Raw genomic sequence first — 20906 nt, 5'->3', positions numbered from 1 at the left:
TTTTTAAAATAAATAGAATAGCGCTATCGAAATTGCTATCGATGCAATTATAGGTATGATGTAAGATTTAGCTCTATATTGGAGATCTCTAGGAAAAAGTTGTTGTCGAATAAAAAATAAACCTGTAGCTCCAATACCTGAAAGAATAAAGTTAACATAAAATATGTCGTGAATTATGTCTGGATAATTTTGCCGGATATAATTTATGAGAACTACTTGAATACTTATATAGATAATACTATAAAAAGCTGTTATGATAGCGCCTTTTATATTTTTTATTTTTATAAAGTTCAGTATCTGAAGTATTCCTCCAAACAGGACTCCGAATACAACGGACAGGATCCAAATAAGTGTATTTGTATATAACTCTATTGCATTTACATCCTCGGTCAGCCCCTTGTCCCATCCTTCATCCACGATCTTTTCATCTTCTCTTTTTTTAGCAATTAAAGCTTCGATATGCTCTGTCTCTGAAACGGTGAAAGTCCGTCCACGTTCTTGCAAAATCTCGTAGGCATATTGTACTGCATCGGCTACCGACCGACTGTTTGATTCTATATATTTTTCAAGTTCTCTATCTGATAGGTTCCTAATTACATTTTTGTTAACCATACTATCTTTTAAGAAATTTATGAATGGATAATTGATAGATAAAGGTCATTATTTAATGTGATATTTAAAATAAAAATCCCTGTTATTTTCACCTCCGCATTCCAGCCATTCACCGAGTTTTCCTGTCCGTTAGTCTAAAGTCGATAGGCTAGGAGCGTATTGTGTTGTAGTTTTGAATCAACAAATAAGAACAACAGAACTAACAAAATAAAATAAAGACATTATGAAATCACTAGTAAAAACATTCGCAGCAGCAACCTTGATTGCAGTATCTACATTCACTATGGCCGCTGAAGGACCAGGTTCTAAACCAGCAAAAGCAAACGTTAACCTTTCAACCGCAGACTTTGCCCTTGAGCATTATGTTGCGGTCACTACCGAAGGCGAGTCGGCAGGCGTGGAGCAGCTGTTTGCTGAAGATTTCAGCCAGAAGGCTAATGAAGCTGCCAATGGACGTAGCGCGGTTGTTAAATTCTTTAAAAAGCAAAAAGGAGAGAAGCTGGACTGTAAAGTGACCACCGATATCATCGAAGAGTCAGCCGACTACATGGTCGCTAAAGTGACTATGAGGTTCGAAAATTTCACCAAGACTGACCTCGTGACTTTGGTGCGCGAAGGCGACAGCTGGGAAGTGTCCAAGTCGATCCATTCCTATAAATAACTGAGCCTTTAGTCAAATATATAAATGTTGTAGAGCCACATCGCGAGATGTGGCTTTTTATTTGGATAGCCGGTGGTTATTCAAAGTGTATGCGTTAAAAAGAGTTAATCACCTTGCTAAATGTTTAGTTTTATAATATTTTTATTTTAAAACTGATTGAAAGTGAGTAGACTAAGGTTGTTGTTGCTATTGCTCTTTATCGCAAATTTATCTTCTGCACAAGATCTGAAAGGCACGATTAAAGATAGGCATTCGGGTGATATTCTTATAGGTGTTTCGATCAAATTAGCTTCGCGCAATACCTATTCCGATGCCTATGGCAAATTTATATTGTCAGACATTAAGCTTGGAGATACAATCACCTTTTCTTCAATCGGATATCGCGAGGAAAAATATATAGTTGGTAATAGCAACCTTGATAATTTGGTTATATATATGGAGCAAACAACAATTTTGTTGGATGAAGTCAAGATCAATCCTTTAAGAAATTATAAGGCTGATTCCTTAAAGTTTCGGGAAGAATTTGCCAAGACCTTCAATTATAGCAAGCCCAAATTTAAAGACATTTTCATCACCAAAAGCTATTCTTCAAATGTCCCGAGACACCCTAATCAAGCTAGCAATAGTACGGCCTCGCTGATTAGTGTTGATGTGCTTTCTGTAATTTCTATGTTAGGAAAAAAACGTAATCCCCAATCCAAGCTACAACAGAAATTGATAAAGGAAGAAGAAGAGCGGTATCTTGACAATACCTTTTCAAAGCGTATGGTTCAAAATTTGACGGGCCTTAAAGGTGACTCTCTACAAACTTTCATGCAGTTGTACCGTCCGAATATTGACACAGCAAAATACATGTCCGACTATGATATTATTCTGTACATCAAAAATAGTTATCATGAATTTATCGAGCCTTAAGTAACTTTAGTGACTTTCTTTATGTACAGTGTATAATGAAAAAATACCCCCAATATGATAAAAGGAATAAATGCTGAGAAATCATTGAATGTTAATAGGTGATTGTCCATATCACCTATAATTTCAGTCTCGATAAACCTCGTCCCATTGAGCGTTTGCATATATATCCTAAAGCACAATTCTAGCACCGACGACAGATGCCCCAGCACAGGATGATAAGAAGCTTTTCACTACATTGTTTGTTGGAGCCGACTTTATGAACTGCTCTTTTTTTGTTTTGATAATGTCATGACTACCATTGCTATTTGGGATATGAGCATAATTGAAAGCCCACGAGTAAACGAATCGACCCCAACATTTATACAGCGAAAAAATATCCATGATGCCTCAAAAAACATTAGGCAGTACATTAGTTTTCTAAAGATTGGTTCCATGATTTTTTGAATTGATAACTTTTTCCTATAAATCTCTGTTATGCCAATTTAAGCAAATAAATACTGTATTGCAAACTTTTAAAAAAGAGAACTTTGCCATGAGTTGTCCATTCACCTCCCCATTCCCACCATTCACCGAGTTTTCCTGTCCGTTGGTCTAAAGCCCATAGGCTAGCGGCGTATTGTGTTGTAGTTTTGAGTCAACAAATAAGAACTAAAAACTAACAATATAAAATAAAGACATTATGAAAACGCTAGTAAAAACATTCGCAGCAGCAGCATTAATCGCAGTATCCACATTCGCTATGGCCGCTGAAGGACCAGGTTCCAAATCAGCAAAAACAAACGTTAACTTTTCTACAGCAGACTTTGCCTTGGAGCACTATGTTGCGGTAACGACACAGGGTGAATCAGTAGGAGTAGAGCAATTGTTCGCCGAAGATTTCAACCAAAAGATCCAATCTTCCAATGCACAAAATCACAGCCGTAGTGCCGTAGTTAAATTATTGAAAAAGCAAAAAGGAGAGAAGCTGAACTGTGTAGTAAGCACCGATATTCTTGAAGAATCAGCTGACTATATGATAGCCAGAGTAACCTTGAAATTTGAGAGCTTCACCAAGACTGACCTGGTTACCTTAGTACATGAAGGGGACAGCTGGAAAGTATCCAATTCAATCAATTCGTATAAATAGTATCTAACTAACTAGTGATCTGCCAAGCCCGGTACAAGGCAGATCACTAGTGAATCATATGTTTATTTTAAGGCCACGTCGTGAGATGTGGTTTTTTTAGTATATTATTTCTGCAAACGTTAAATAGAATTGCCGTTCTTTTTTTTATTTTTGATATATTATTAATCTTTAATTTATGAACAAACTCTTTTTTTTTATAGCTTGTTTTTTCATTTTAAATATTTGCCATGCTCAAAATATTGAGGTAATCAAATTAGCAAATCAATTTATCGATACGTTGGAAGCCCATTCTTTTATGCGGAGCAAGATTGACTTTGACCGATTACGTACAGAGACCAATAGAAAGGTTAAGAATTTAAATAAGACAGATTCATTATTGTCAACGTTTAAAGAAATAGTTTCCGGATTAAAGGACCATCATTCCAGTGTCGCTCGTGTTAAAGATACAACTGATAATTTGGCATTCATTAAAATGATCGCAAGTACGACGTATGAGAAAGAAGGAATGTCTCCGCTCAATTTTCAACATCGTCTAATTGAAGATAAATATGCATATATCAATGTACCTGGTGTACTTTTGGAGCATAGACGCTACATTGATACTTTACAAAAACAGTTGTTTGAACTAGATGGAAGGCATCCGAAAGCCTGGATTATTGATTTAACTGAAAATGATGGGGCGCTTTTGTACCAATGGTTACTCTCTTTCATAGCTTAATTGATACGACTCAAACTTTTTCTTATTTTGATGGAACCTTAGATAAAGATGGCAAGGAGGTTTTAATAGATAAATTTCAGATTCCCCAAAATGGTTTATATATTGACGATAGCATTGAAGCTAAATATTGTAAATTCGATACCGTCCAAGCCCGACCGCTTAAATATAATCAGATACCCATTATTGTTCTGGTCTCTAATATCACTGCAAGTTCGGGCGAAATTGCAGCGAGCCACTTCTTAGGACAAAAGAACGTCACTTTAATCGGGGCAAAGACGAATGGTTTAACTTCGAGCAATGAACTTTATTATGTGGATAAGGGTTATTCCGTTAATTTAATGACAGCGTTGTTGCATGATCGGAAAGGGAAGTCTTATCATGTTGGAGAAGGTATAAGTCCAGATATCATCGTTGATTTTGATTATCCGGAAAACATCAGAACTTTTAAAGAACGCTATCGATTTACGCTGGAAAAAAAATCAGTATTTATCAATAAAGCGATTGAGTTTTTGAGAGCAAAGGGGATTTAACTTCGAATAATGAAATTGCAGTTGATAAAGTAAAAGACAGATGGACGAAAAGAAACTATTTGATTTGTTTTTTTCAAAACAAATTAGTGTGGGCAATTTATCGAAGCGTATTTTACGGGTATATCATCTTCTTATGAATATATCTTGGTCAAGATTACTAAAAGAAGGTAAAAGATATTTTGTGAATACAATTGCTGTATGCATTGCCGTATTTTTTGTTGCTATTTTATATATCTATTAGTAAGTTCCATACACCTCCCCATTCCCGCCATTCACCGAGTTTTCCTGATCGTTGGTCTAAAGCCCATAGGCTAGCGGCGTATTGTGTTGTAGTTTTGAGTCAACAAATAAGAACAGATAAAAAAACTAACACAGTAAAATAAAGACATTATGAAAGCATTAGTAAAAACATTCGCAGCAGCAGCTTTAATCGCAGTATCCACATTCACTATGGCCGCTGAAGGACCAGGTTCAAAAGCAGCAAAAGCAAACGTTAACCTTTCTACAGCAGACTTTGCCCTTGACCATTATGTTGCGGTAACAACCGAAGGCCAGTCGGCAGGAGTAGAACAATTGTTTGCTGAAGACTTCAGCCAAAAAATCCAAGCTTCCAATGCACAATCTCATAGCCGTGAAGCAGTTATCAAATCCTTGAAAAAGCAAAAAGGCGAAAAGCTGAACTGTACAGTAACTACCGATATCATCGAGGAGTCCGCAGACTATATGGTGGCTAAAGTGACCTTGAAATTTGAAAGCTTTACCAAGACTGACTTGGTTACGTTGGAGCGTATGGGGAATGAATGGAAAGTGTCCAAATCAATCAATTCGTATAAATAATATTCAATAACTATTGGTCAGCTAGGTCATTCCCAAAGCTGACCAATAGTGAATCATATGTTTATTTAAAGCCACGTCGTGAGATGTGGCTTTTTCTGTTTTTATGAATTCTTAATTGAATAGATACTGGAGTATCCTATTCTTTTCGGTTTCTTTTCGCTCAATACACTTCGATAGATCCCATAATGAATATCGATCATGGTGATTTTTGACAATAGAAAATTTACTTTTAGCATAAGTGATAGCTTTGTCTTTATACTCGCTATTGCTGATGGATCTATTATAGTGTTGCTCTAGAATCATTAAATTCCCTAATGAATTGATATTTTCTTGCCATTCCTGCCAAATAAGCTCTCTTTTCTTTAGGTCTTTATCGTGGAAAGACTGGATATGTTCAATATCAATGGGGTTTTCGAAGAGCTGTTTACGAATTTCTTGTAACTCTTTAGCATTATTTGAATAATAGTCTTCATGTAGCATGGATGACATCCTGCATATCAGATTTTTTCTCTTTGTATTTTCAGTGAGATTCTCCGTCAAAAAGAAGTTAAGGTCGTACCACCCGTTATTATGTTGCTGTTCGGTTCCAATTGCATTATCGATGAGCCGGATAGCGTCATCGAGCGATCTGTTCACAATTGCGTCGATGACATGGTGCATTAGCCCGTAGTAGATCTCACCCTTCAATTTCTGAAAGCGTACACTGTAGATAAAGAAGAGTTTATTCAGTTTTACAATAAAGTTTAACATGTTTTCCCAATATCCCGGTTGTTGATATGTCCGGTATATAACAACGAAAGCAAGTTCCCAATAACGACTATACCTTGACATCCATATGAAATTAAAAGCGCAAGCATTTTCTAACGTAAAATCAGTTGCTGCTTTCCATCTCTTTTCCCACTCAAATCGCACCTCAATAATACGTTCTATATCCTTCAGCGACAAGGTTAGATTATCTACATTATTTTTAAAGTGTTCCTGTGGTTGATTTCCAATTATCGTATCAAATAAATGTTCAAAAAAACGGTCTGAGCTGTAATTATATAAACCAACAGGCAGTTTAAATTTTGCTATCAAAATATATTGGTAGATATTCAAAATACCACGCATGTCACTGAAGACGTATCCTATGTTCGTGTTACACTCGTCTATCTTTTTATAAAGCGCACTGATATCATTAAATACTTCTTGATCCAGACCTAATTTACTTGTTAGGTATTCATACATTCTGATTTTGAAGATGTCCCCGCCATTAAGATCAAGCCCTGTAGTATTAATGGCATTAAATATCTGCAATATCTTTGAAAGACCCGCTTGAGTTTCGATAACAACGAAATAAACCGAGCTAAGCAAATAAAGTATAAATTTATTAATATCAAATGCAAAGTCACCCGCCATCGGGTCATCAATTTCTGAATCTGAAGTATGTTCATTAATATGTTTGTTTATTACAAAAGCGTTACGGTCATACGGATTCTGTGAATCTCTATCGAAAAATAAGGTGTCCTTGTGGATAAATTCATCCAGATAATGTTGCTGTGTTTTGTTGTTCACCTCCGTTGAAAGCCAATTTAGATTGATGCGGGATAATTCCTCACATGCCGGATATTTTAACTGGAGCACCTTAAATAAAAGTAAGAAGGAAGTTAGTCGTTGTTGGCCATCTATAATATCAAAGGTTTCATTTTTTTTTGTCGGTGATAATTGCATAGTCCCGATAAACATTGGCTCAGATGCAGCGTTTTTATCGTTTCCCCAAAAGGATATAAAAATATCAGCGATAAATTTTCGAAGCTGATCTTCAGTCCATGCGTAAGGCCGCTGATAGATTGGAATTACATACCCGGTTTGGTCATCCAAAATAATTGATGATGGGTCTTGTTGATTATACTTGAGCGTACATGTTCTTGCTTTTATAGAAAAGCGCTGTTCATTGTTCATAAGAAATAAATAGAGCGATGCGGCAATGATCAATGAGGCTGAACCTTATAGGCTCTCGTAAACCAATTGATCAGTTACATTTCGGTAATTAATATGGATTTTATAATCTATGGAACTCAATATAAGAGGTTTTAATTTAAATAAAAAATCTCTAGGGCTTGTTCGTATTTTTTCCGTCTTTCGGGTTGGTTAGGATTATATATAATGTTGTACAACATGATGACGCCATTTTCCTTTTTTGTGGCCACCGACAGAAAAGAGATATTCCTCCGTTTCGAATCCAGACCTGTTGATACTTACGGCGATCTCATCGATGTAAGCACAGAAATCTTCATAGATGGCCGGCGTATTCTCGTCTGACACCCAGCTATGATTCGCAATATGGACGAGTGGAATACCGAGTAATAGGTTGACGGATTTTGCGACCCATTGGTCCATAATATATCCTCTAAGTTTGGGCTGCAAAAAGCAGATCAACTTGGTGAAGTAACCTATACCCATTCCTGGAAGTAGTCCTTGTTTCCGTTTTTCCTGTATATATTCAAAAGCCTTTTTACGGTTTTCGAAATAGCCTGACCGCAATTTTCTTACGATATCTAGGACATGATTTTCTTTCTCTAATAGCTTTTTCGCATGCTCCCGATTCATCCCGCCCCAGGATAAGATGATTAATAAACTCTCCAAATCTCCATTGGCGGTGTTGCGACAATAATCCCAGACATCGTCTCTATAAAATTTTATATTGAACGCTTTGGGAATTCGGTTGTGGTTTTCCGGTGCTATTACATCTTTGCACCAGCTGTAAGAATTTATTCCCATGAAAACTGGTTTTGTTTCTAAGCTGTTCAAAAAACAATCCAAATGATCTCGAGCAGTTAGTTCAGTTGACAGGACAGTAGTTCTTATTTTTATTGGCCTTTCCTTAACGATTACGGCTGGAACATTTTGAATCCAATTTTCCAAAAAATTGAGATCAATAATCTTTAGTTTGAGGTCTAGAATACCCAGATATTTGCCATCTTTTTTTCCAGCATACCAGATCGCAGTGATTGAGTTCTCTTTTTGAGTGATACCCTGTTGTTTCGCAAATTCAATAAAACCCTGCAGATCGTTGCGGTTAGTTTTTTGTAGGTAATAGGCCAAAAGATAAATAGCAATAGGATTGCTCCCGAGTCTGCTAGCATGATGCGTTAAGATTTGGTTCTTCACGAGTGAGATTCTTTCATCTGGGCCTGCTGGCCTTAAATGATCAATAATATCTTCTAAACGATAAGCTTTTATAATAGGTTTTTCCCAATATTTTAAGTCTGCTATAGACCATGCCTTTTGTTTCAATGAGCTAAAGATGGCTTCTAAGGAATTTACTGTTGGGATTACTTTTTCAAAAATAGACCGGCCGTGGATTGTGTCTGGTAGCAAAAAAGTTGGATTGTTTTCAATCTTCATAAGCTGGATGATATATGTTTTAGTACTGCGATTTATCTTGCCCAATTAGTAGATTATTTCATCAGAAAAAACTGGTGTAGACTACTTACTACTGTTTTTGCTTTATTCCAAATTGCTGACTTGAGCCATTTCTCGATTTATCCTTAATTTGCGTTTCCCAGATATATTTTGTCGTCGCCTTGAGTGATCTCCTAGATTCAACAGGATGGCGTCCGGATTCTGTGAAAAATTCAAATTCATTATCGATTTTCGAATACCAAATATGATCAATATCCTCTAGTTTGACAGTGTCTAATTTTGTGATTTTTTGGAAGTGTGCCAGTTTATTCTGATCCAGGCCGATAATAGCATAGCGCTGTGTTTTGTCTTGACAGTCAACTTGGACATAATGTTCTCCATTCCAGCACATGCAGTCTTTGGGGCCATCTATGATGGCAATGGCCAATGCGGTAGCGGTGAGTATCCCTGCACCGCCCAATAAAAGCTTCTGCTTTTTATTTCTTGGCAAAAATCTACTGCTGGGGGGACTTATATGATTTTCTTTTCCATTGGTAGGATTTTTTATATCGGGAATGTTAGACAGTTCTTTATGAGAAACCTCGGTATTTGCGGTCTCAGCCTCGGAAGCTGTATTGTTACTTTCGATATGCGGTAGCTCTTCAAAAGTTTCATGACTATGAGCAGTACATGCTTCCGAAGTTGGGATGATTATATCTGTTTTTGTCCCATCCACCTCTTCCTTTTTGTCATCTTCTGAGATAATGGTTACTGTTTCAGGAAGAACAGTATCACCTCCAACAAGCGAACTGTCTTCTTCTTCAGACGTCCTACTGGGGGGATCCTGCGCTAAGTTATCATAGGTAAATCGAAATGGTCTCGGTTGATAATCCACAAGTATAGCAAATAGCTTCACGACTCGGTCCTCAGGATCTTGTGTGATGTTGAGGGCGAACTTTTGCAATGCTTTTAAATATCCTGTGTTGTATTTGGTTATCGCGTCTTCCAGATTTTTTTCTCTTTTAAGTGGATCAAAAAATTTTTGGAAAACTTCGATGTCTTCGGGAGGTAGGCCCTCAGACAATCTGATTAAACAATAGTTTCTCAGTTTAGCAGGAGAGGGGTTGACCAATTGGTCATCAAGTTCCTGTCTAATTTTCTTCGCCTGATAAAGGGCGAAAACCTCTTCTTTAAATTGGGCAAATGTCGTTGGCATGGCATCAAAAATACGCTAATTCTACGTCGGAATTTACGGAATCCCGTAAGATAAAATACAATCAACACATCAGAATCGTCAGAATAATAAGAATCTCATCAGACCTTTCGGACCTTTCGGAATGATTTGATAAAAAGGGGTTTAACGGCTATAACTTTGTTCTCGAAGTCAGATGAAAGATCTTTTAAAATATACAACTAAGATACTAAACTGATTTCACAATGAGAAGATCTCGCGGTAGACATTGGCCGGTTTGGGAAGCAGCTTTTGCCTCCCGCGATTGACACTCTTACTTCCCAAAAAATTCAGAAGGCCTTCTGAAAACATTTGTAGCAATCCCGTGCACGGAGCACGCGGACCTACCAGGTTTTTGAACTTTTTTAATTTTTTGAGCCATGATTAGCTTTTTGTTATATCTATTATTTGGAATCGGTCAACCGTCTAACCCTCAACCGAATCCTGAACATCCGACTGTACAAACTTTCGGTGATGGTGGTGATACAAGTTCTCCGCGTCCTCCAATTCCGCCAAAGCCAATAATATAATAATAATCTTTATTACGAGAATAGCGGGGTAGTATTGTACTACCCCGCTTTTTTTGTACTTTTAAGCTAAAATAGTAGCCATTGAAAAGAATATTATTATTATTATATCTATTTTGCCTGATCTTATTGGGCTGCGATAATAAGCCAAAAATGAATAAAGTAAGCCAGGAAGGGTATGCTTTATATGAAAATGCCTTGGCTTATCTAGAGCGTGATGTGATCGATAGCGCATTTCTAGTTTTTGAAGAAGCAAAAAATATATTTTTAGAACACGGAGATAGCTTAAATGTTGCTAATTGCTTAATTAATATGTCAATAAGTCAAAGAGATGAAGGTGACTATTTTGGAGCCCAAGAAACTGGATTAGAAGCCCTTGATTTTTTGAATATCAAAAAGCCTAAACACTATATCTATCTGAGCACCAATTACAATAATTTAGCTAATGTAACAAATTCACTTGGTGACAAAGACAGGGCTATTTCTTTCTACAATTACGCAATTAAATTCGCAGGAGATTCCGCTTTGGTGAGAACCTATTTGAACAATTTAGCTCGGCTTTATCAGGATAAAAAAGAATATTCCCACGCGATCTCCATCTATGCTTCAATTATTAAAGAAGAGAAAAAAGGCACTACTGACTTCGCAAGAATCCTTAGTAACTACGCAACTGCCCGCTCGAAGTATCAAGTAGGGTATAATCCCGTCGTAGATTTTACGACCGCCTTGAATATCCGCAAACAAAAAAATGACCTTTGGGGGCAGAATTCCAGTTACGCACATTTTGCTGATTATTATGAAAAAGTCAAACCAGATTCATCACTTTATTATGCGCGTAAACAGTATGTAATGGCAAAAAAGATAAATAGTGCCGAAGATCAAGTTAATGCTTTAAAGAGACTTATTCGATTAAATCCTGCGGATTCCACCAAGATTTATTTTGCTACCTATCAACAATTGACCGACAGCATACAGCAGACCCGTGCCGCCGCCAAAAATCAATTCGCCCTGATCCGCTATGAAGTCGAAAAAAATAAAGCCGAAAACCTACGGTTAGAAAAAGAAAATACAGAAAAACAAAATAGACTTATCCGTCAACGTGCCATTACAGGAGCAAGCATCTTTTTACTCTTGTTGGCAGTGGGAGGTGGCACCCTCTGGTACAAGCGCCGCAAGCAACGGCTTGAACTCGAAGCAGAGAATAAGGTCAAAGAAACCCAACTTCACCTTTCCAAGAAGATACATGATGTTGTGGCCAATGGTATCTATCGCGTGATGACCGAAATCGAATATAAAGAGGATATCGATCGGGAAGGAATGCTCGATAAGCTGGAGCATATGTACAATCAGTCACGCGATATTTCCCATGATGTCGAACAGAAGACCATTACCGAAATTCCCTATAGTGAACAGATTGCCGAATTGCTCAAATCATTCGCTGCTGACCACCGTCGTGTATTCATTGCCGGAAACGAGACTAAGCTGTGGACTAACGTCAACAAGCGAGTCAAAGACGAGATCAAGCATGTGCTTCAGGAATTGATGGTCAATATGAAAAAACATAGCCAGGCCGATCAGGTCGTGGTACGGTTCGAAACATCAGGACAGCAACTGAAAATCGTGTATAAAGATAACGGCATTGGCATGCCACAGGAAAAAACTCAAGGAAAAGGACTGTCCAATACGGTTTCCCGTATTGAAAGCCTCGGCGGTGAAATTATCTTTGTCAGTGAACTGGGAAAAGGACTCAGCGTTACGACCAATATCCCACTAGTATAAAAGATAATAATGTATGTTTAAAAAAGTACTCATTGCCGAAGACCATGATACAGAAAATGTTGCAGTGCAAATAACACTTCGCGATCTTGGTGTGCACAATCCAAAGTATGTTTATTATTGCGACCATGCGCTCACCTGGATCAAAAATGCCATCCGTGATGGCGAACCTTATGATTTGCTCATTACGGATATCGAATTTGAGGATGACGGTAATTTCCAGGAGATCAAGGACGGTCTAGCTTTGATCAGAGCTGTTAAAGAGATACAGCCAGATATCAAAACCATTATCTTCACTGGTAAGGATAGATCAATTGCGATCAACGAAATGTTTAAGTCCAGTCAGATCGATGGCCATGTTATTAAAGCTCGCCGTGGTGGACAGCATCTTCGCGAAGCGATCCAAGCCGTTTATCAGAATAGGATCTATCAGTCTCCGAATACAAAAAAAATTATCCAGGAGCAGAATTCACATGAGTTTACCCAACTGGATTTGCACATCATTAAGCTATTATATGAGGGGATTGCTCAAAAAGATATGCCCCAATATCTGCAGCAAAGAGACATAAAACCATCCAGTCTGAGTAGCATAGAGAAACGGCTCAATCTGATGAAAGATATATTGGGCTTCACCAAAAATGAGCAGTTGGTCGCTTATTGCAAGGAGATGGAATTGATATAAATCTATTTTTACGGGAAACCGTATGAAAGGACCGTTTTAGGACATTAATTTTGTGAAGACAAGCAGTTACAGGTTCTTAGACTAAGTTTTTTTATGCATTCAAGATACTTATTGCTATATATTAACAAGTTTTATGAAGAGAAAAGGCTATCGGAGGATAGCCTTTCTTTTTTATTACCGTTTGAGGTTTTAGACTTCGGATAAATCCAAGTCTAGCGCTTAAATATGTTTAATCAGCCTTATTCGAAAATGTATTGATTGAATTTAGCCCATAATAAGCAATCCCGTTATCTGGATACTCTTTTAGAATCTGTTCATAAAGTGCCTTTGCTTTTTCGGCCTCCATTGTCTGTGAATAACAAAATGCAATATTACAGAGTGCCATTTCCCGATAGCACATTTTTGAAGCACTTAATAATATCACTGCACGGTATTTGTCTATCCACTTGTTTTTTGTAAAGAAATCAACACTTTGCTTAAAGTGTTCTGTAGCCGTTTTAAAATCTTTTTGTTTTATCGCTTTCATCCCTTTTTTATGGCTTATCGGTATTGTCTGCTGCAATACAATTGATAACAAGGCAAAGAGAACAGCACCGATAAAAATCCCATGCTTTGGAATGAAAAATCCAAAAACGACTAAAAAAATTATCCATATTAATATGATAATTAAGACCGCTGACCAGGATACTTGTCGAACGATTGGAACATTTGCACTCATTGGTATAACATAGTTAATGGTTTTATTCTTCTAAAAATACAAAAAAAGATTACTAAAATCCCCAGTTTCCGTTTTAGCAAGTTTTCCGATAAAATGCAAACCACCTTAGCCAATGACGTCATGTCTTACGGGAAACCGTAATATCTGCTTTACGGGATTTGATACTTTTGGTCGATAAATCAACAAATATCAGCAAAAATCATTTAACCATATTTAACTGAAAACACTATGCACACAGATCAATTGATCCAAGATACGCTCTCCGATAGTAGAGTCATCTATGAACGTGTTAGGCAAGAACTTTCTAAAGCCCGAACCGAAGTCTTGATAGCGATGGCCTGGTTTACCGATAATGAACTGTTCGCAACAGTTCAAGGATGCCTCGATCGCCATGTAAAAGTTTCTATTATTATATCCGATCAACCGGATAATGAAAAGCTTGATTTTGCGCTCTTGGAAAAGCAGGGCGCAGAGGTGACCAAGGTCAAAAATGTTGGTTGGGGGATCATGAATCAGAAGTTCTGCGTGATCGACCAACTCGTAGCTATTACAGGTTCTTATAATTGGAGCAACAATTCCAAAAGCAATAATCATGTAAGCGTTATCGTCACCAATTATGCAAAGACTATTGCTGAGCTCACTGATACTTTTCATGGGATACGGACGCGAGCCATAAGGATCAATAACGGTGAATCATTGGAAGATATTATCGCATCTGAACAAATAGAAACACCTATGCAGCTTAAACCCGAAAACCATACTCCCCGGTACACTTTGTCTTCAGGAGGAGAACTCAATTTCCAACAGCAGTCCTTGAAAGAATTCAAAGATGTACTGGACAATATCATTGCCTCTGAAGTAGGAGCCTTTGATAAGGATCTGGTCAAGCAGAGTGGCTATAACCGCGCCAAAGAAAACAATGGCGACCATCAGATTCTTCACCAGGCCATGGATAGTCTATACTCCAATTTCATCAATGAAATTGAAGTTATCGCAGAAAAGAAAGATCGTTTGAAAGTGCGTATCGACGAACAGCAGAAAGTGAGTTCGACCAATATGGAATTCCGTACAGAACAGGAAATTGAAAAAATTAAGGGCAATGCAACGGTAGACAAGCAAAATCTCGATTCGGATATCAATACTTTGACCGCAAAAATTGAAGAGAAACGTCTTCAAATTACCTCGAATAACAATACGAGGATCCCCTTTATCGAAAGTAAGATCATTGCCTTGAAACAAAAGATCAAAGAATTGGAAATTGAGTTTGTAAAGCCTGCAGTCAATAAACCTATTATGTCAATCCTAGCAGCTACAACTTTATTACTTGCGCTGTATATATTTGTTTTCTACTCCTCTGTGGCCTATATCTTTATTTTCTCAAAAGAAGAGATTAATGAAATGATGTTGCTAGGCTCAGCAAATACACAATCGCCCGAAGTCTTTAATCCACATGCTATTACTAAGATAGGGGAGAAAGGGATTGGCGGTATCTTATTTCTCTTTTTGTTTGTGGCTATTCCGTTGGCACTTGGTATGTACAAAGTTTTTAAAGATCTTTTTGATGTCAGTGAAAATAAGGAAGTCCAGCAACATGGTATTATTCAGAAGATCAAAATGGCTTTCGTGAACCATTTGGGAATTATTCTCATCCTCGTTGTTGATATTTTTATTGCCTATAAAGTGTCAAAAAATATCAATGATATAGAGTTGTTGACTAACAAGACAGATCAGCGTCTGTCATTGTTAAATGTACTTGGAGATAGCAATTTTTGGCTAGTATTTATTCTTGGTGCGCTTGGTGTATTTCTATTTGGATTCTTTTTCGAAAAATTAATGGGCCAGATTAACGAACGTAATCTTTCTTTTCAACAGCAGAAGACCAAGCATATTGTAGAGAGTCACCAGAAGGAGATCGGCGAGTACCAGGAACAGATCAATAAAATCCAATTGGAGAACGATGCTCTACAAGCTGAACTGTTTAGCTTGCAGGTAAACAAAGAAGAAAAAATAAGTCAGATTCAGCAGCTCCCTATTCAGCAGAACGAGCGGGTAGGTGCCCTGCAACATCAGCTGCTCACTTTTAAAGAACGGATTAGTAATATTGGACAGATTTACAAGAGCCAAATTGACAATGACAAGCTGCCTATTTCCAAAGCCGAGATGGAAAACCGCGTCAATATCTATATGGAAGGCTGGAGTAAATATCTATACGAGGTGTATGCAATTTTAAAGGCCGAGACCAAAACCCGTGAGGCTGTAGGTGAATGCGAAACCTGGCTTTCCAATTTAGGACGACAGCCTGATATTAAACATGAACTACTTGAAGATATTGCAGCATTTAATTAACCGCTATTCCAATGAAAATATCCTATATTTTACCACGATTATTTATACTATTCTTGCTTGCCAGTTGTCGGAATGATGACTCCAAAAAGCAGCAGGTAATACTCAAAGATTACAATATCATTATTGCCCCGGATCTTTCCAACAGGATCAATACACACTTATATCCGAAACCAATCCATGATACTGTTTTGATCCAAGATATTGTCAGTCATAGTGATGACCTATTAAAGCTTCATAATCGAAGTTCCGGACAATTAGATGTTTATAAACTTGATTTTATCAACCGTGGAATATTAAATACTTCATCATTCGATCCAAAGAAGATGACTATTGATTTTAATCAGTTTTCTAACAACCAGCTAGATCGGGCCAGTTATATCCGCAAAGGTCTGAAAGGTGATGTAGAAGTCTTTACGGATGAGGTAAATCGGGTCTATGATTATGCATTGAAAAATCCATCCGGTGCAGATGTCTGGAATTACTTTAACGAAACGATTAAGAGTTCATTGGTAGACGTTTCACCAAAAAGAATAAATGGGGATAGTAAGATCATTGTGGATAAGAAAAATACCAATGTCGTGCTTCTTTTGACTGACGGTTATATCGAAAGTACAAACAAGGGTAGAGGTTACCGTCTTGGATCAGAACTTGTGACCAAAATTCGAAAAGATTACAATGCGAGCGGTAAGCGAGACTTAGCCGCTTTTATACAATCCGATTCCACCTATGCAATCAATAGAACTGATTTTAACCTCAAAGACGTGAACATCTTTATTGCTGAACTTGTTGACCGTTCATTGGATCCAAGCGGTGCAGCCAAAGAACAGCCTACTGATTTTCAGATTATCAAGGTTATCTGGGAGAAGTGGCTTAAAGATAGTGGCTGTGCCAATGTTAAGGTTATTCAGGCTGTGAATACAAAAGAACAGTTTTATCAGGAGTTTGAACAATTCCTCAAAACGTTATAGGCAGATGAAAAAGTGGGTAAATGTAATGGTCAAACTGGGCATAATTGCCCTGTTTTTTCTGCTTGTTTTTTTAATGAGCTGCACGCAATCCGAGCAAACTTTCCGGTCTTTCGGTTTTTTGGAAAAAAGCAATCTTCCTTACTCGGATGCGGTACGGGTATATAAAGTAGTTGATGGAGATACCTTCTGGATAAAAAGCAGAGCTGGAAAAAATGTAAAGATCAGACTGATCGGTATCGATGCTCCTGAGGATCGAAATGCTTTTCACAAAAAGAAGCATCCTTTTGGGATAACATCCAAACGCTATCTCGATAGCTTGATTCTGCATAAGGAGATCCGATTGGAATATGATGTGGATTCACTGGATCGTTATGGTCGCACACTGGCCTATGCTTATCTCAACGATACATTCATCAATGCTGAGCTGATCAAAAATGGATATGCACTATTAATGACAGTGCCACCCAATGTGCGGTATGAATCCCAGTTTGTCGAAGGACAGCGTTATGCCCGCTCAAATCGCTTGGGGCTTTGGAATGTATACGATAATCCTAAACTAGACTGAGTATTCAATCGTTGGCTCATTAGATCGGTCTGTTATATCAATATAACAGACCGATTTTGTTTTTAGCGAAATTATAAGTTCAGGACTCTTTGACGAAGGATTAGCTTGGCCAGTTCTGGCTTAGATGGGCATTCCATATTTTTTTCATCATAATCTCAAATACGACCTGCTCTTTTTTTGATACCAGTTTAGGTTCTTTACCCTTGTGTTTTTTGATCAATATTTGGTCAGGTAAGGCCAGGATATTAGTGATTTGAGTGTAGGCGAGCTTAGAAGAGGAATCCGAAGCAAAAAAGTACATTTTTTTGTTTGTCATCACTATAGTCCCTCTTTTTATAAACTTATAACTTGAATAGCCCCGGTCCGAACGCAATTCAAACCAGTCGATGTTGCTTTCCTCGTATAAGCATATTTCACTTTTTATGATTTCGTGATTTGTACCCAATTGTTGGAGAGGTTCTTTCTCGAGTTTCCAGTAGGAAAGAAATTTATTGAGCATTTGTTTACTATAAGTCGGAAACTTGATGTTGCGTATCTCTAGTGACTGCTCTAGCTCATGGAATTCACGGTATGATATTCTTTTTTTTGCGATAAATGGCTTGGCCAACGAATCAACGAATTGTGTATTCCTTTTATCTTTTATTCCTTTGAGTATGGTATCACCGATGTTAAAAAACTGAACTAATTTATTGAAATGAGCGAAGTCGTTGTTATCCAAAATAGAGTCTTTAAGTAGTTTAATGTATTCCCTATCGATCACATCAATGCCTAATTTTTGCCGATAATATGTTGCTGTATGATCGGCAATGAGTAACAAAGATTGTAAATGTTTAATGTTATCTAATTCAAATTCACTGATGATCCCATTTTTACAGCATTCATTGATATAGGTGATATAAAATTCCTCCATATTCAGCCCGAAGCTTTTGTACACGTCGGTGCCATACTTTGATACAATCAGCTCCATGTCATGGATGCTTACTGATTCTATTGGTTTATTTGCAAAGAGGTTATTGATTTCAATTACACAATTCTCATCCGGCTCTTGCTTGAACCAACGTTGCAAGAGACTTTTCTTGATGAGCGGTTTCTTTTCAAATATTTCCTTATTCATATTGTCTGTATTCTTCATATATGGGATCATTCCAGTTACATACACCGCCATGCCAGGAGCAGGCCCCTCGACCTCGTGCGTCAGATGTAGTGCCATCACAGCATCTTGTCACATAGCCTATAATCCGCTTCCTTAAAGGATTGATTACATTATATAATCTTTGGGCAGCGGTTGACCCAAGCTCCATCGCTCTGTTGAGATCGTTGACAGCTGCTTGTGGTTGCTTTAATTTTTGATAGCATACAGCTCTCCTGTAGTAATGGTCTGCGTCCTTATTGTGGGCTATCAAGTTATCCAGCTTTCCTAGCGCATCGCTATAATTGCCTTGTTTCATCAATAGATCAATCTGGTTGGATCGTAAGGTATTTCTCTTGTTGGATAGCAGATCTATTTCATCGCCAAACTTGGCAAATGTATTTGCACGATCAATCAGTCTTAGCGATCGTTCAATATTTTTAGTAGGGGCTGCCAGCAGTTTTAAATAATAGTTTAGACTATCCTTCCGGATAGCCTCATTCTTCTCCTCCAACGCTTTCTTTTGTCGTGCAGCTAGCTCCAGCTCTGCTTTTTCCTTTTCTTTTTGTAATTGGAAATGATGACTGGCAATACTAACAGGAATTGAAAAGACAATAAGAAGCAGCGTGATAAAGAGTTTTACCTTAGCGTCCAATTTTACTCGTAGCATGTTTTCCCATTTAGCCTCAGTTGGCGGAATAAAAAGCGAAGAGATTGAAGCCAAGATCAATCCAGATAGCAGGTTGTTAGCGAAAACGAAGGCAAACAACATAATGCAGCTGGACAAAAGGATCTGCCACAAAGGGAACTTCTTTGCCTGCGTTTGGTCACTAGCTCCATGGAAGATGTCTTTAAATATTTTCTTACCCGGTGATATCAGTCCACTTACATATCTTCTTTTCATGGTTTTTGGAAGTTATTTTTTCGTTGCGATTATGAGTTCGCTTGAGGTACTATAAAAAGATATATCGCTTAAGAGTCTTGCTCCCAAGCGATAGTTAAGGAATTATTATAATGAAAGCATTTATTATTCATAATTTTTCAGTGCATCTGTTATTTCTTGGCGGTAATTATAGATTTCATCCAGGGAAATCAATAGTTTTTTGACACCTTTATCTTTCCCTTCAGGAAATACTTCAAGATATTTATTTGTTGAGTTGAAGTGTAATCGAGCCAGGGGTTTGCGGTTATTATCATCGAGTAGGATGCCAAAATAAGATTGCGTATCGCGAAAAGCTATACGAGAAGCGGGGACATGTTCACGCAAGATCGCTTTTACGATCTGTGATCCCTCAATTTCCTCTTCTGTAGTGATTATTTTGATCTCGGTACCGATGTTATCGTCAATTGGCGCCACTTCAGCAGTCGCTTTTTGTGGTATCGTCTCATTGATACTTAGAGCAGTTTTCAATCTTGAGCTGATGGATTCATTGATCGATGATGAAAGTGCTTTCTTGGTATATTCTTTAAAAGCAGCCATTCTGGATGCGATCAGCGGTTTGTCGAAAAATCGGTTTACCAAAAGTTTGACTAGTTCATCAGATGGCTCCTGAAGTTCCTTTTCAAACTCTTTTCGGATCGCCTTGATATATTTTAGTCCTTCTGCGGAATCCAATATTCCCTCTAGGTGGTAACCATTCTTGGTAAACTTCTCCAGGATCTTGATGTTAGAATCTTTGAGATTATTGAGATCCAAGGTAAAGAATGGTTTCTCATCCATGATATTCGGTTTTTCAAGATCAGCATAAAAATTATAGATATGTCCATTCGTCAACACGCCAAATCGAGCTTTTGAAACATGAAAATAACGGTGTAACTGTGAATTGTGTGCGTCTGCAGTTTCCTTCCAGTGCTTACATTCAATGATTAATATTGGTTCGTTATCTTTCTTAATGACATAGTCTACCTTTTCTCCCTTTTTGGTGCCGATATCGCATATGAATTCAGGTATTACTTCCGTAGGGTTGAATATATCATAGCCTAAAATTTGGATAAAAGGCATTACAAAAGCATTTTTAGTTGCTTCTTCCGTGCATATTTGATCTTTAAGGTTGCCTACACGTTGATGTAGCTGCTCCAGTTTGAGTCGTAGATCGTTTTCCATCATGTTAATAATATTTGATTATGACCAAATTTAATGAGCAATGCATTGGGAATATTACGGGTTCCCGTAAATTAACT

Annotated in this window: 19 protein-coding genes; 11 read left to right on the top strand and 8 right to left on the bottom strand. The window is 37.6% G+C overall.

Annotated features, from left to right (window positions below; genetic code table 11):
* Positions 1-3: 3 nt before the first annotated feature.
* Complete coding sequence (locus ABTV71_RS21860) at positions 4-612, bottom strand: hypothetical protein (RefSeq protein ID WP_433901061.1); 609 nt, start codon at positions 610-612, stop codon at positions 4-6.
* A 223-nt stretch (positions 613-835) separates the two neighbouring features.
* Between ABTV71_RS21860 and ABTV71_RS21855 the strand changes: the two genes are divergently transcribed.
* The 6 genes from ABTV71_RS21855 to ABTV71_RS21830 all read left to right on the top strand — a co-directional run bounded on the left by ABTV71_RS21855 (position 836) and on the right by ABTV71_RS21830 (position 5399).
* Positions 836-1273, top strand: a complete 438-nt coding sequence (locus ABTV71_RS21855) for a nuclear transport factor 2 family protein (RefSeq protein ID WP_433901060.1) — start codon at positions 836-838, stop codon at positions 1271-1273.
* Between the two features lie 162 nt (positions 1274-1435).
* Entirely contained in the window at positions 1436-2188 is a 753-nt protein-coding gene (locus ABTV71_RS21850; RefSeq protein ID WP_433901059.1) for a carboxypeptidase-like regulatory domain-containing protein, read from the top strand.
* Between the two features lie 679 nt (positions 2189-2867).
* Positions 2868-3314: a nuclear transport factor 2 family protein gene (locus tag ABTV71_RS21845; RefSeq protein ID WP_433901058.1), complete on the top strand. Its 447-nt coding sequence runs from the start codon at positions 2868-2870 to the stop codon at positions 3312-3314.
* A gap of 175 nt (positions 3315-3489) precedes the next feature.
* Positions 3490-4032, top strand: coding sequence for a hypothetical protein (locus ABTV71_RS21840; RefSeq protein WP_433901057.1), 543 nt, complete (start codon positions 3490-3492; stop codon positions 4030-4032).
* Complete coding sequence (locus tag ABTV71_RS21835; protein WP_433901056.1) at positions 4008-4562, top strand: S41 family peptidase; 555 nt, start codon at positions 4008-4010, stop codon at positions 4560-4562. Before ABTV71_RS21840 ends, ABTV71_RS21835 begins: the two co-directional genes overlap by 25 nt.
* 390 nt (positions 4563-4952) lie before the next feature.
* Positions 4953-5399 carry a nuclear transport factor 2 family protein gene (locus ABTV71_RS21830; protein ID WP_433901055.1) on the top strand — a complete coding sequence of 149 codons (447 nt, stop codon included), beginning with the start codon at positions 4953-4955 and terminating at the stop codon, positions 5397-5399.
* A 111-nt stretch (positions 5400-5510) separates the two neighbouring features.
* Here ABTV71_RS21830 and ABTV71_RS21825 read toward each other — a convergent pair whose 3' ends face one another.
* The 3 genes from ABTV71_RS21825 to ABTV71_RS21815 all read right to left on the bottom strand — a co-directional run bounded on the left by ABTV71_RS21825 (position 5511) and on the right by ABTV71_RS21815 (position 9999).
* Entirely contained in the window at positions 5511-7340 is a 1830-nt protein-coding gene (locus ABTV71_RS21825) for a DUF262 domain-containing protein (RefSeq protein ID WP_433901054.1), read from the bottom strand.
* 195 nt (positions 7341-7535) lie between these two features.
* Positions 7536-8786 (bottom strand): hypothetical protein, encoded by a 1251-nt coding sequence (locus tag ABTV71_RS21820; protein ID WP_433901053.1) that lies wholly within the window; start codon positions 8784-8786, stop codon positions 7536-7538.
* Positions 8787-8874: 88 nt separating this feature from the next.
* Complete coding sequence (locus ABTV71_RS21815) at positions 8875-9999, bottom strand: hypothetical protein (RefSeq protein WP_433901052.1); 1125 nt, start codon at positions 9997-9999, stop codon at positions 8875-8877.
* A gap of 695 nt (positions 10000-10694) precedes the next feature.
* Here ABTV71_RS21815 and ABTV71_RS21810 point away from each other — a divergent pair.
* Together ABTV71_RS21810 and ABTV71_RS21805 are read left to right on the top strand one after the other, a co-directional pair.
* Positions 10695-12320, top strand: coding sequence for a tetratricopeptide repeat-containing sensor histidine kinase (locus ABTV71_RS21810; protein WP_433901051.1), 1626 nt, complete (start codon positions 10695-10697; stop codon positions 12318-12320).
* 13 nt (positions 12321-12333) lie between these two features.
* Complete coding sequence (locus tag ABTV71_RS21805) at positions 12334-12999, top strand: response regulator (protein WP_433901050.1); 666 nt, start codon at positions 12334-12336, stop codon at positions 12997-12999.
* A gap of 229 nt (positions 13000-13228) precedes the next feature.
* Here the strand turns inward: ABTV71_RS21805 and ABTV71_RS21800 are convergent, their stop codons facing one another.
* Positions 13229-13525 (bottom strand): hypothetical protein, encoded by a 297-nt coding sequence (locus ABTV71_RS21800; protein WP_433901049.1) that lies wholly within the window; start codon positions 13523-13525, stop codon positions 13229-13231.
* 420 nt (positions 13526-13945) lie between these two features.
* Between ABTV71_RS21800 and ABTV71_RS21795 the strand changes: the two genes are divergently transcribed.
* The 3 genes from ABTV71_RS21795 to ABTV71_RS21785 are packed head-to-tail and all read left to right on the top strand — an operon-like array spanning position 13946 to position 17596.
* Positions 13946-16063 (top strand): phospholipase D-like domain-containing protein, encoded by a 2118-nt coding sequence (locus ABTV71_RS21795; protein WP_433901048.1) that lies wholly within the window; start codon positions 13946-13948, stop codon positions 16061-16063.
* 11 nt (positions 16064-16074) lie between these two features.
* Positions 16075-17031 carry a hypothetical protein gene (locus ABTV71_RS21790; protein WP_433901047.1) on the top strand — a complete coding sequence of 319 codons (957 nt, stop codon included), beginning with the start codon at positions 16075-16077 and terminating at the stop codon, positions 17029-17031.
* A 4-nt stretch (positions 17032-17035) separates the two neighbouring features.
* Positions 17036-17596, top strand: coding sequence for a thermonuclease family protein (locus ABTV71_RS21785; RefSeq protein ID WP_433901046.1), 561 nt, complete (start codon positions 17036-17038; stop codon positions 17594-17596).
* Between the two features lie 100 nt (positions 17597-17696).
* On the opposite strand, the gene ABTV71_RS21780 is transcribed toward ABTV71_RS21785, so the two are convergent.
* From ABTV71_RS21780 to ABTV71_RS21770, 3 genes are all read right to left on the bottom strand, one after another.
* Complete coding sequence (locus ABTV71_RS21780; RefSeq protein ID WP_433901045.1) at positions 17697-18806, bottom strand: hypothetical protein; 1110 nt, start codon at positions 18804-18806, stop codon at positions 17697-17699.
* A complete protein-coding gene (locus tag ABTV71_RS21775) occupies positions 18703-19629 on the bottom strand; it encodes a tetratricopeptide repeat protein (RefSeq protein ID WP_433901044.1) in 927 nt (308 codons plus the stop codon). The genes ABTV71_RS21780 and ABTV71_RS21775 overlap by 104 nt, the downstream gene beginning before the upstream one ends.
* A 123-nt stretch (positions 19630-19752) precedes the next feature.
* Positions 19753-20832 (bottom strand): type I restriction endonuclease, encoded by a 1080-nt coding sequence (locus tag ABTV71_RS21770; protein WP_433901043.1) that lies wholly within the window; start codon positions 20830-20832, stop codon positions 19753-19755.
* Positions 20833-20906: the final 74 nt, after the last annotated feature.

The organism is Sphingobacterium puteale (assembly GCF_050986225.1).
Taxonomy (GTDB): Bacteria; Bacteroidota; Bacteroidia; order Sphingobacteriales; family Sphingobacteriaceae; genus Sphingobacterium; species Sphingobacterium puteale.
The sequence above is the reverse complement of the archived record's forward strand: the minus strand, read 5'-3'. Positions and strand labels throughout refer to the sequence as shown.

Bases quoted from the DNA above. Each gene is read 5' to 3' on its own strand.
- ABTV71_RS21815 (WP_433901052.1), bottom strand. From the start codon at position 9,999: ATGCCAACGACATTTGCCCAATTTAAAGAAGAGGTTTTCGCCCTTTAT.
- ABTV71_RS21800 (WP_433901049.1), bottom strand. From the start codon at position 13,525: ATGAAAGCGATAAAACAAAAAGATTTTAAAACGGCTACAGAACACTTT.
- ABTV71_RS21840 (WP_433901057.1), top strand. From the start codon at position 3,490: ATGAACAAACTCTTTTTTTTTATAGCTTGTTTTTTCATTTTAAATATT.
- ABTV71_RS21770 (WP_433901043.1), bottom strand. From the start codon at position 20,832: ATGATGGAAAACGATCTACGACTCAAACTGGAGCAGCTACATCAACGT.
- ABTV71_RS21835 (WP_433901056.1), top strand. From the start codon at position 4,008: ATGGTTACTCTCTTTCATAGCTTAATTGATACGACTCAAACTTTTTCT.
- ABTV71_RS21845 (WP_433901058.1), top strand. From the start codon at position 2,868: ATGAAAACGCTAGTAAAAACATTCGCAGCAGCAGCATTAATCGCAGTA.
- ABTV71_RS21810 (WP_433901051.1), top strand. From the start codon at position 10,695: ATGAATAAAGTAAGCCAGGAAGGGTATGCTTTATATGAAAATGCCTTG.
- ABTV71_RS21855 (WP_433901060.1), top strand. From the start codon at position 836: ATGAAATCACTAGTAAAAACATTCGCAGCAGCAACCTTGATTGCAGTA.
- ABTV71_RS21775 (WP_433901044.1), bottom strand. From the start codon at position 19,629: ATGAAAAGAAGATATGTAAGTGGACTGATATCACCGGGTAAGAAAATA.
- ABTV71_RS21790 (WP_433901047.1), top strand. From the start codon at position 16,075: ATGAAAATATCCTATATTTTACCACGATTATTTATACTATTCTTGCTT.
- ABTV71_RS21785 (WP_433901046.1), top strand. From the start codon at position 17,036: ATGAAAAAGTGGGTAAATGTAATGGTCAAACTGGGCATAATTGCCCTG.
- ABTV71_RS21830 (WP_433901055.1), top strand. From the start codon at position 4,953: ATGAAAGCATTAGTAAAAACATTCGCAGCAGCAGCTTTAATCGCAGTA.
- ABTV71_RS21780 (WP_433901045.1), bottom strand. From the start codon at position 18,806: ATGGCACTACATCTGACGCACGAGGTCGAGGGGCCTGCTCCTGGCATG.
- ABTV71_RS21805 (WP_433901050.1), top strand. From the start codon at position 12,334: ATGTTTAAAAAAGTACTCATTGCCGAAGACCATGATACAGAAAATGTT.
- ABTV71_RS21795 (WP_433901048.1), top strand. From the start codon at position 13,946: ATGCACACAGATCAATTGATCCAAGATACGCTCTCCGATAGTAGAGTC.
- ABTV71_RS21820 (WP_433901053.1), bottom strand. From the start codon at position 8,786: ATGAAGATTGAAAACAATCCAACTTTTTTGCTACCAGACACAATCCAC.
- ABTV71_RS21860 (WP_433901061.1), bottom strand. From the start codon at position 612: ATGGTTAACAAAAATGTAATTAGGAACCTATCAGATAGAGAACTTGAA.
- ABTV71_RS21825 (WP_433901054.1), bottom strand. From the start codon at position 7,340: ATGAACAATGAACAGCGCTTTTCTATAAAAGCAAGAACATGTACGCTC.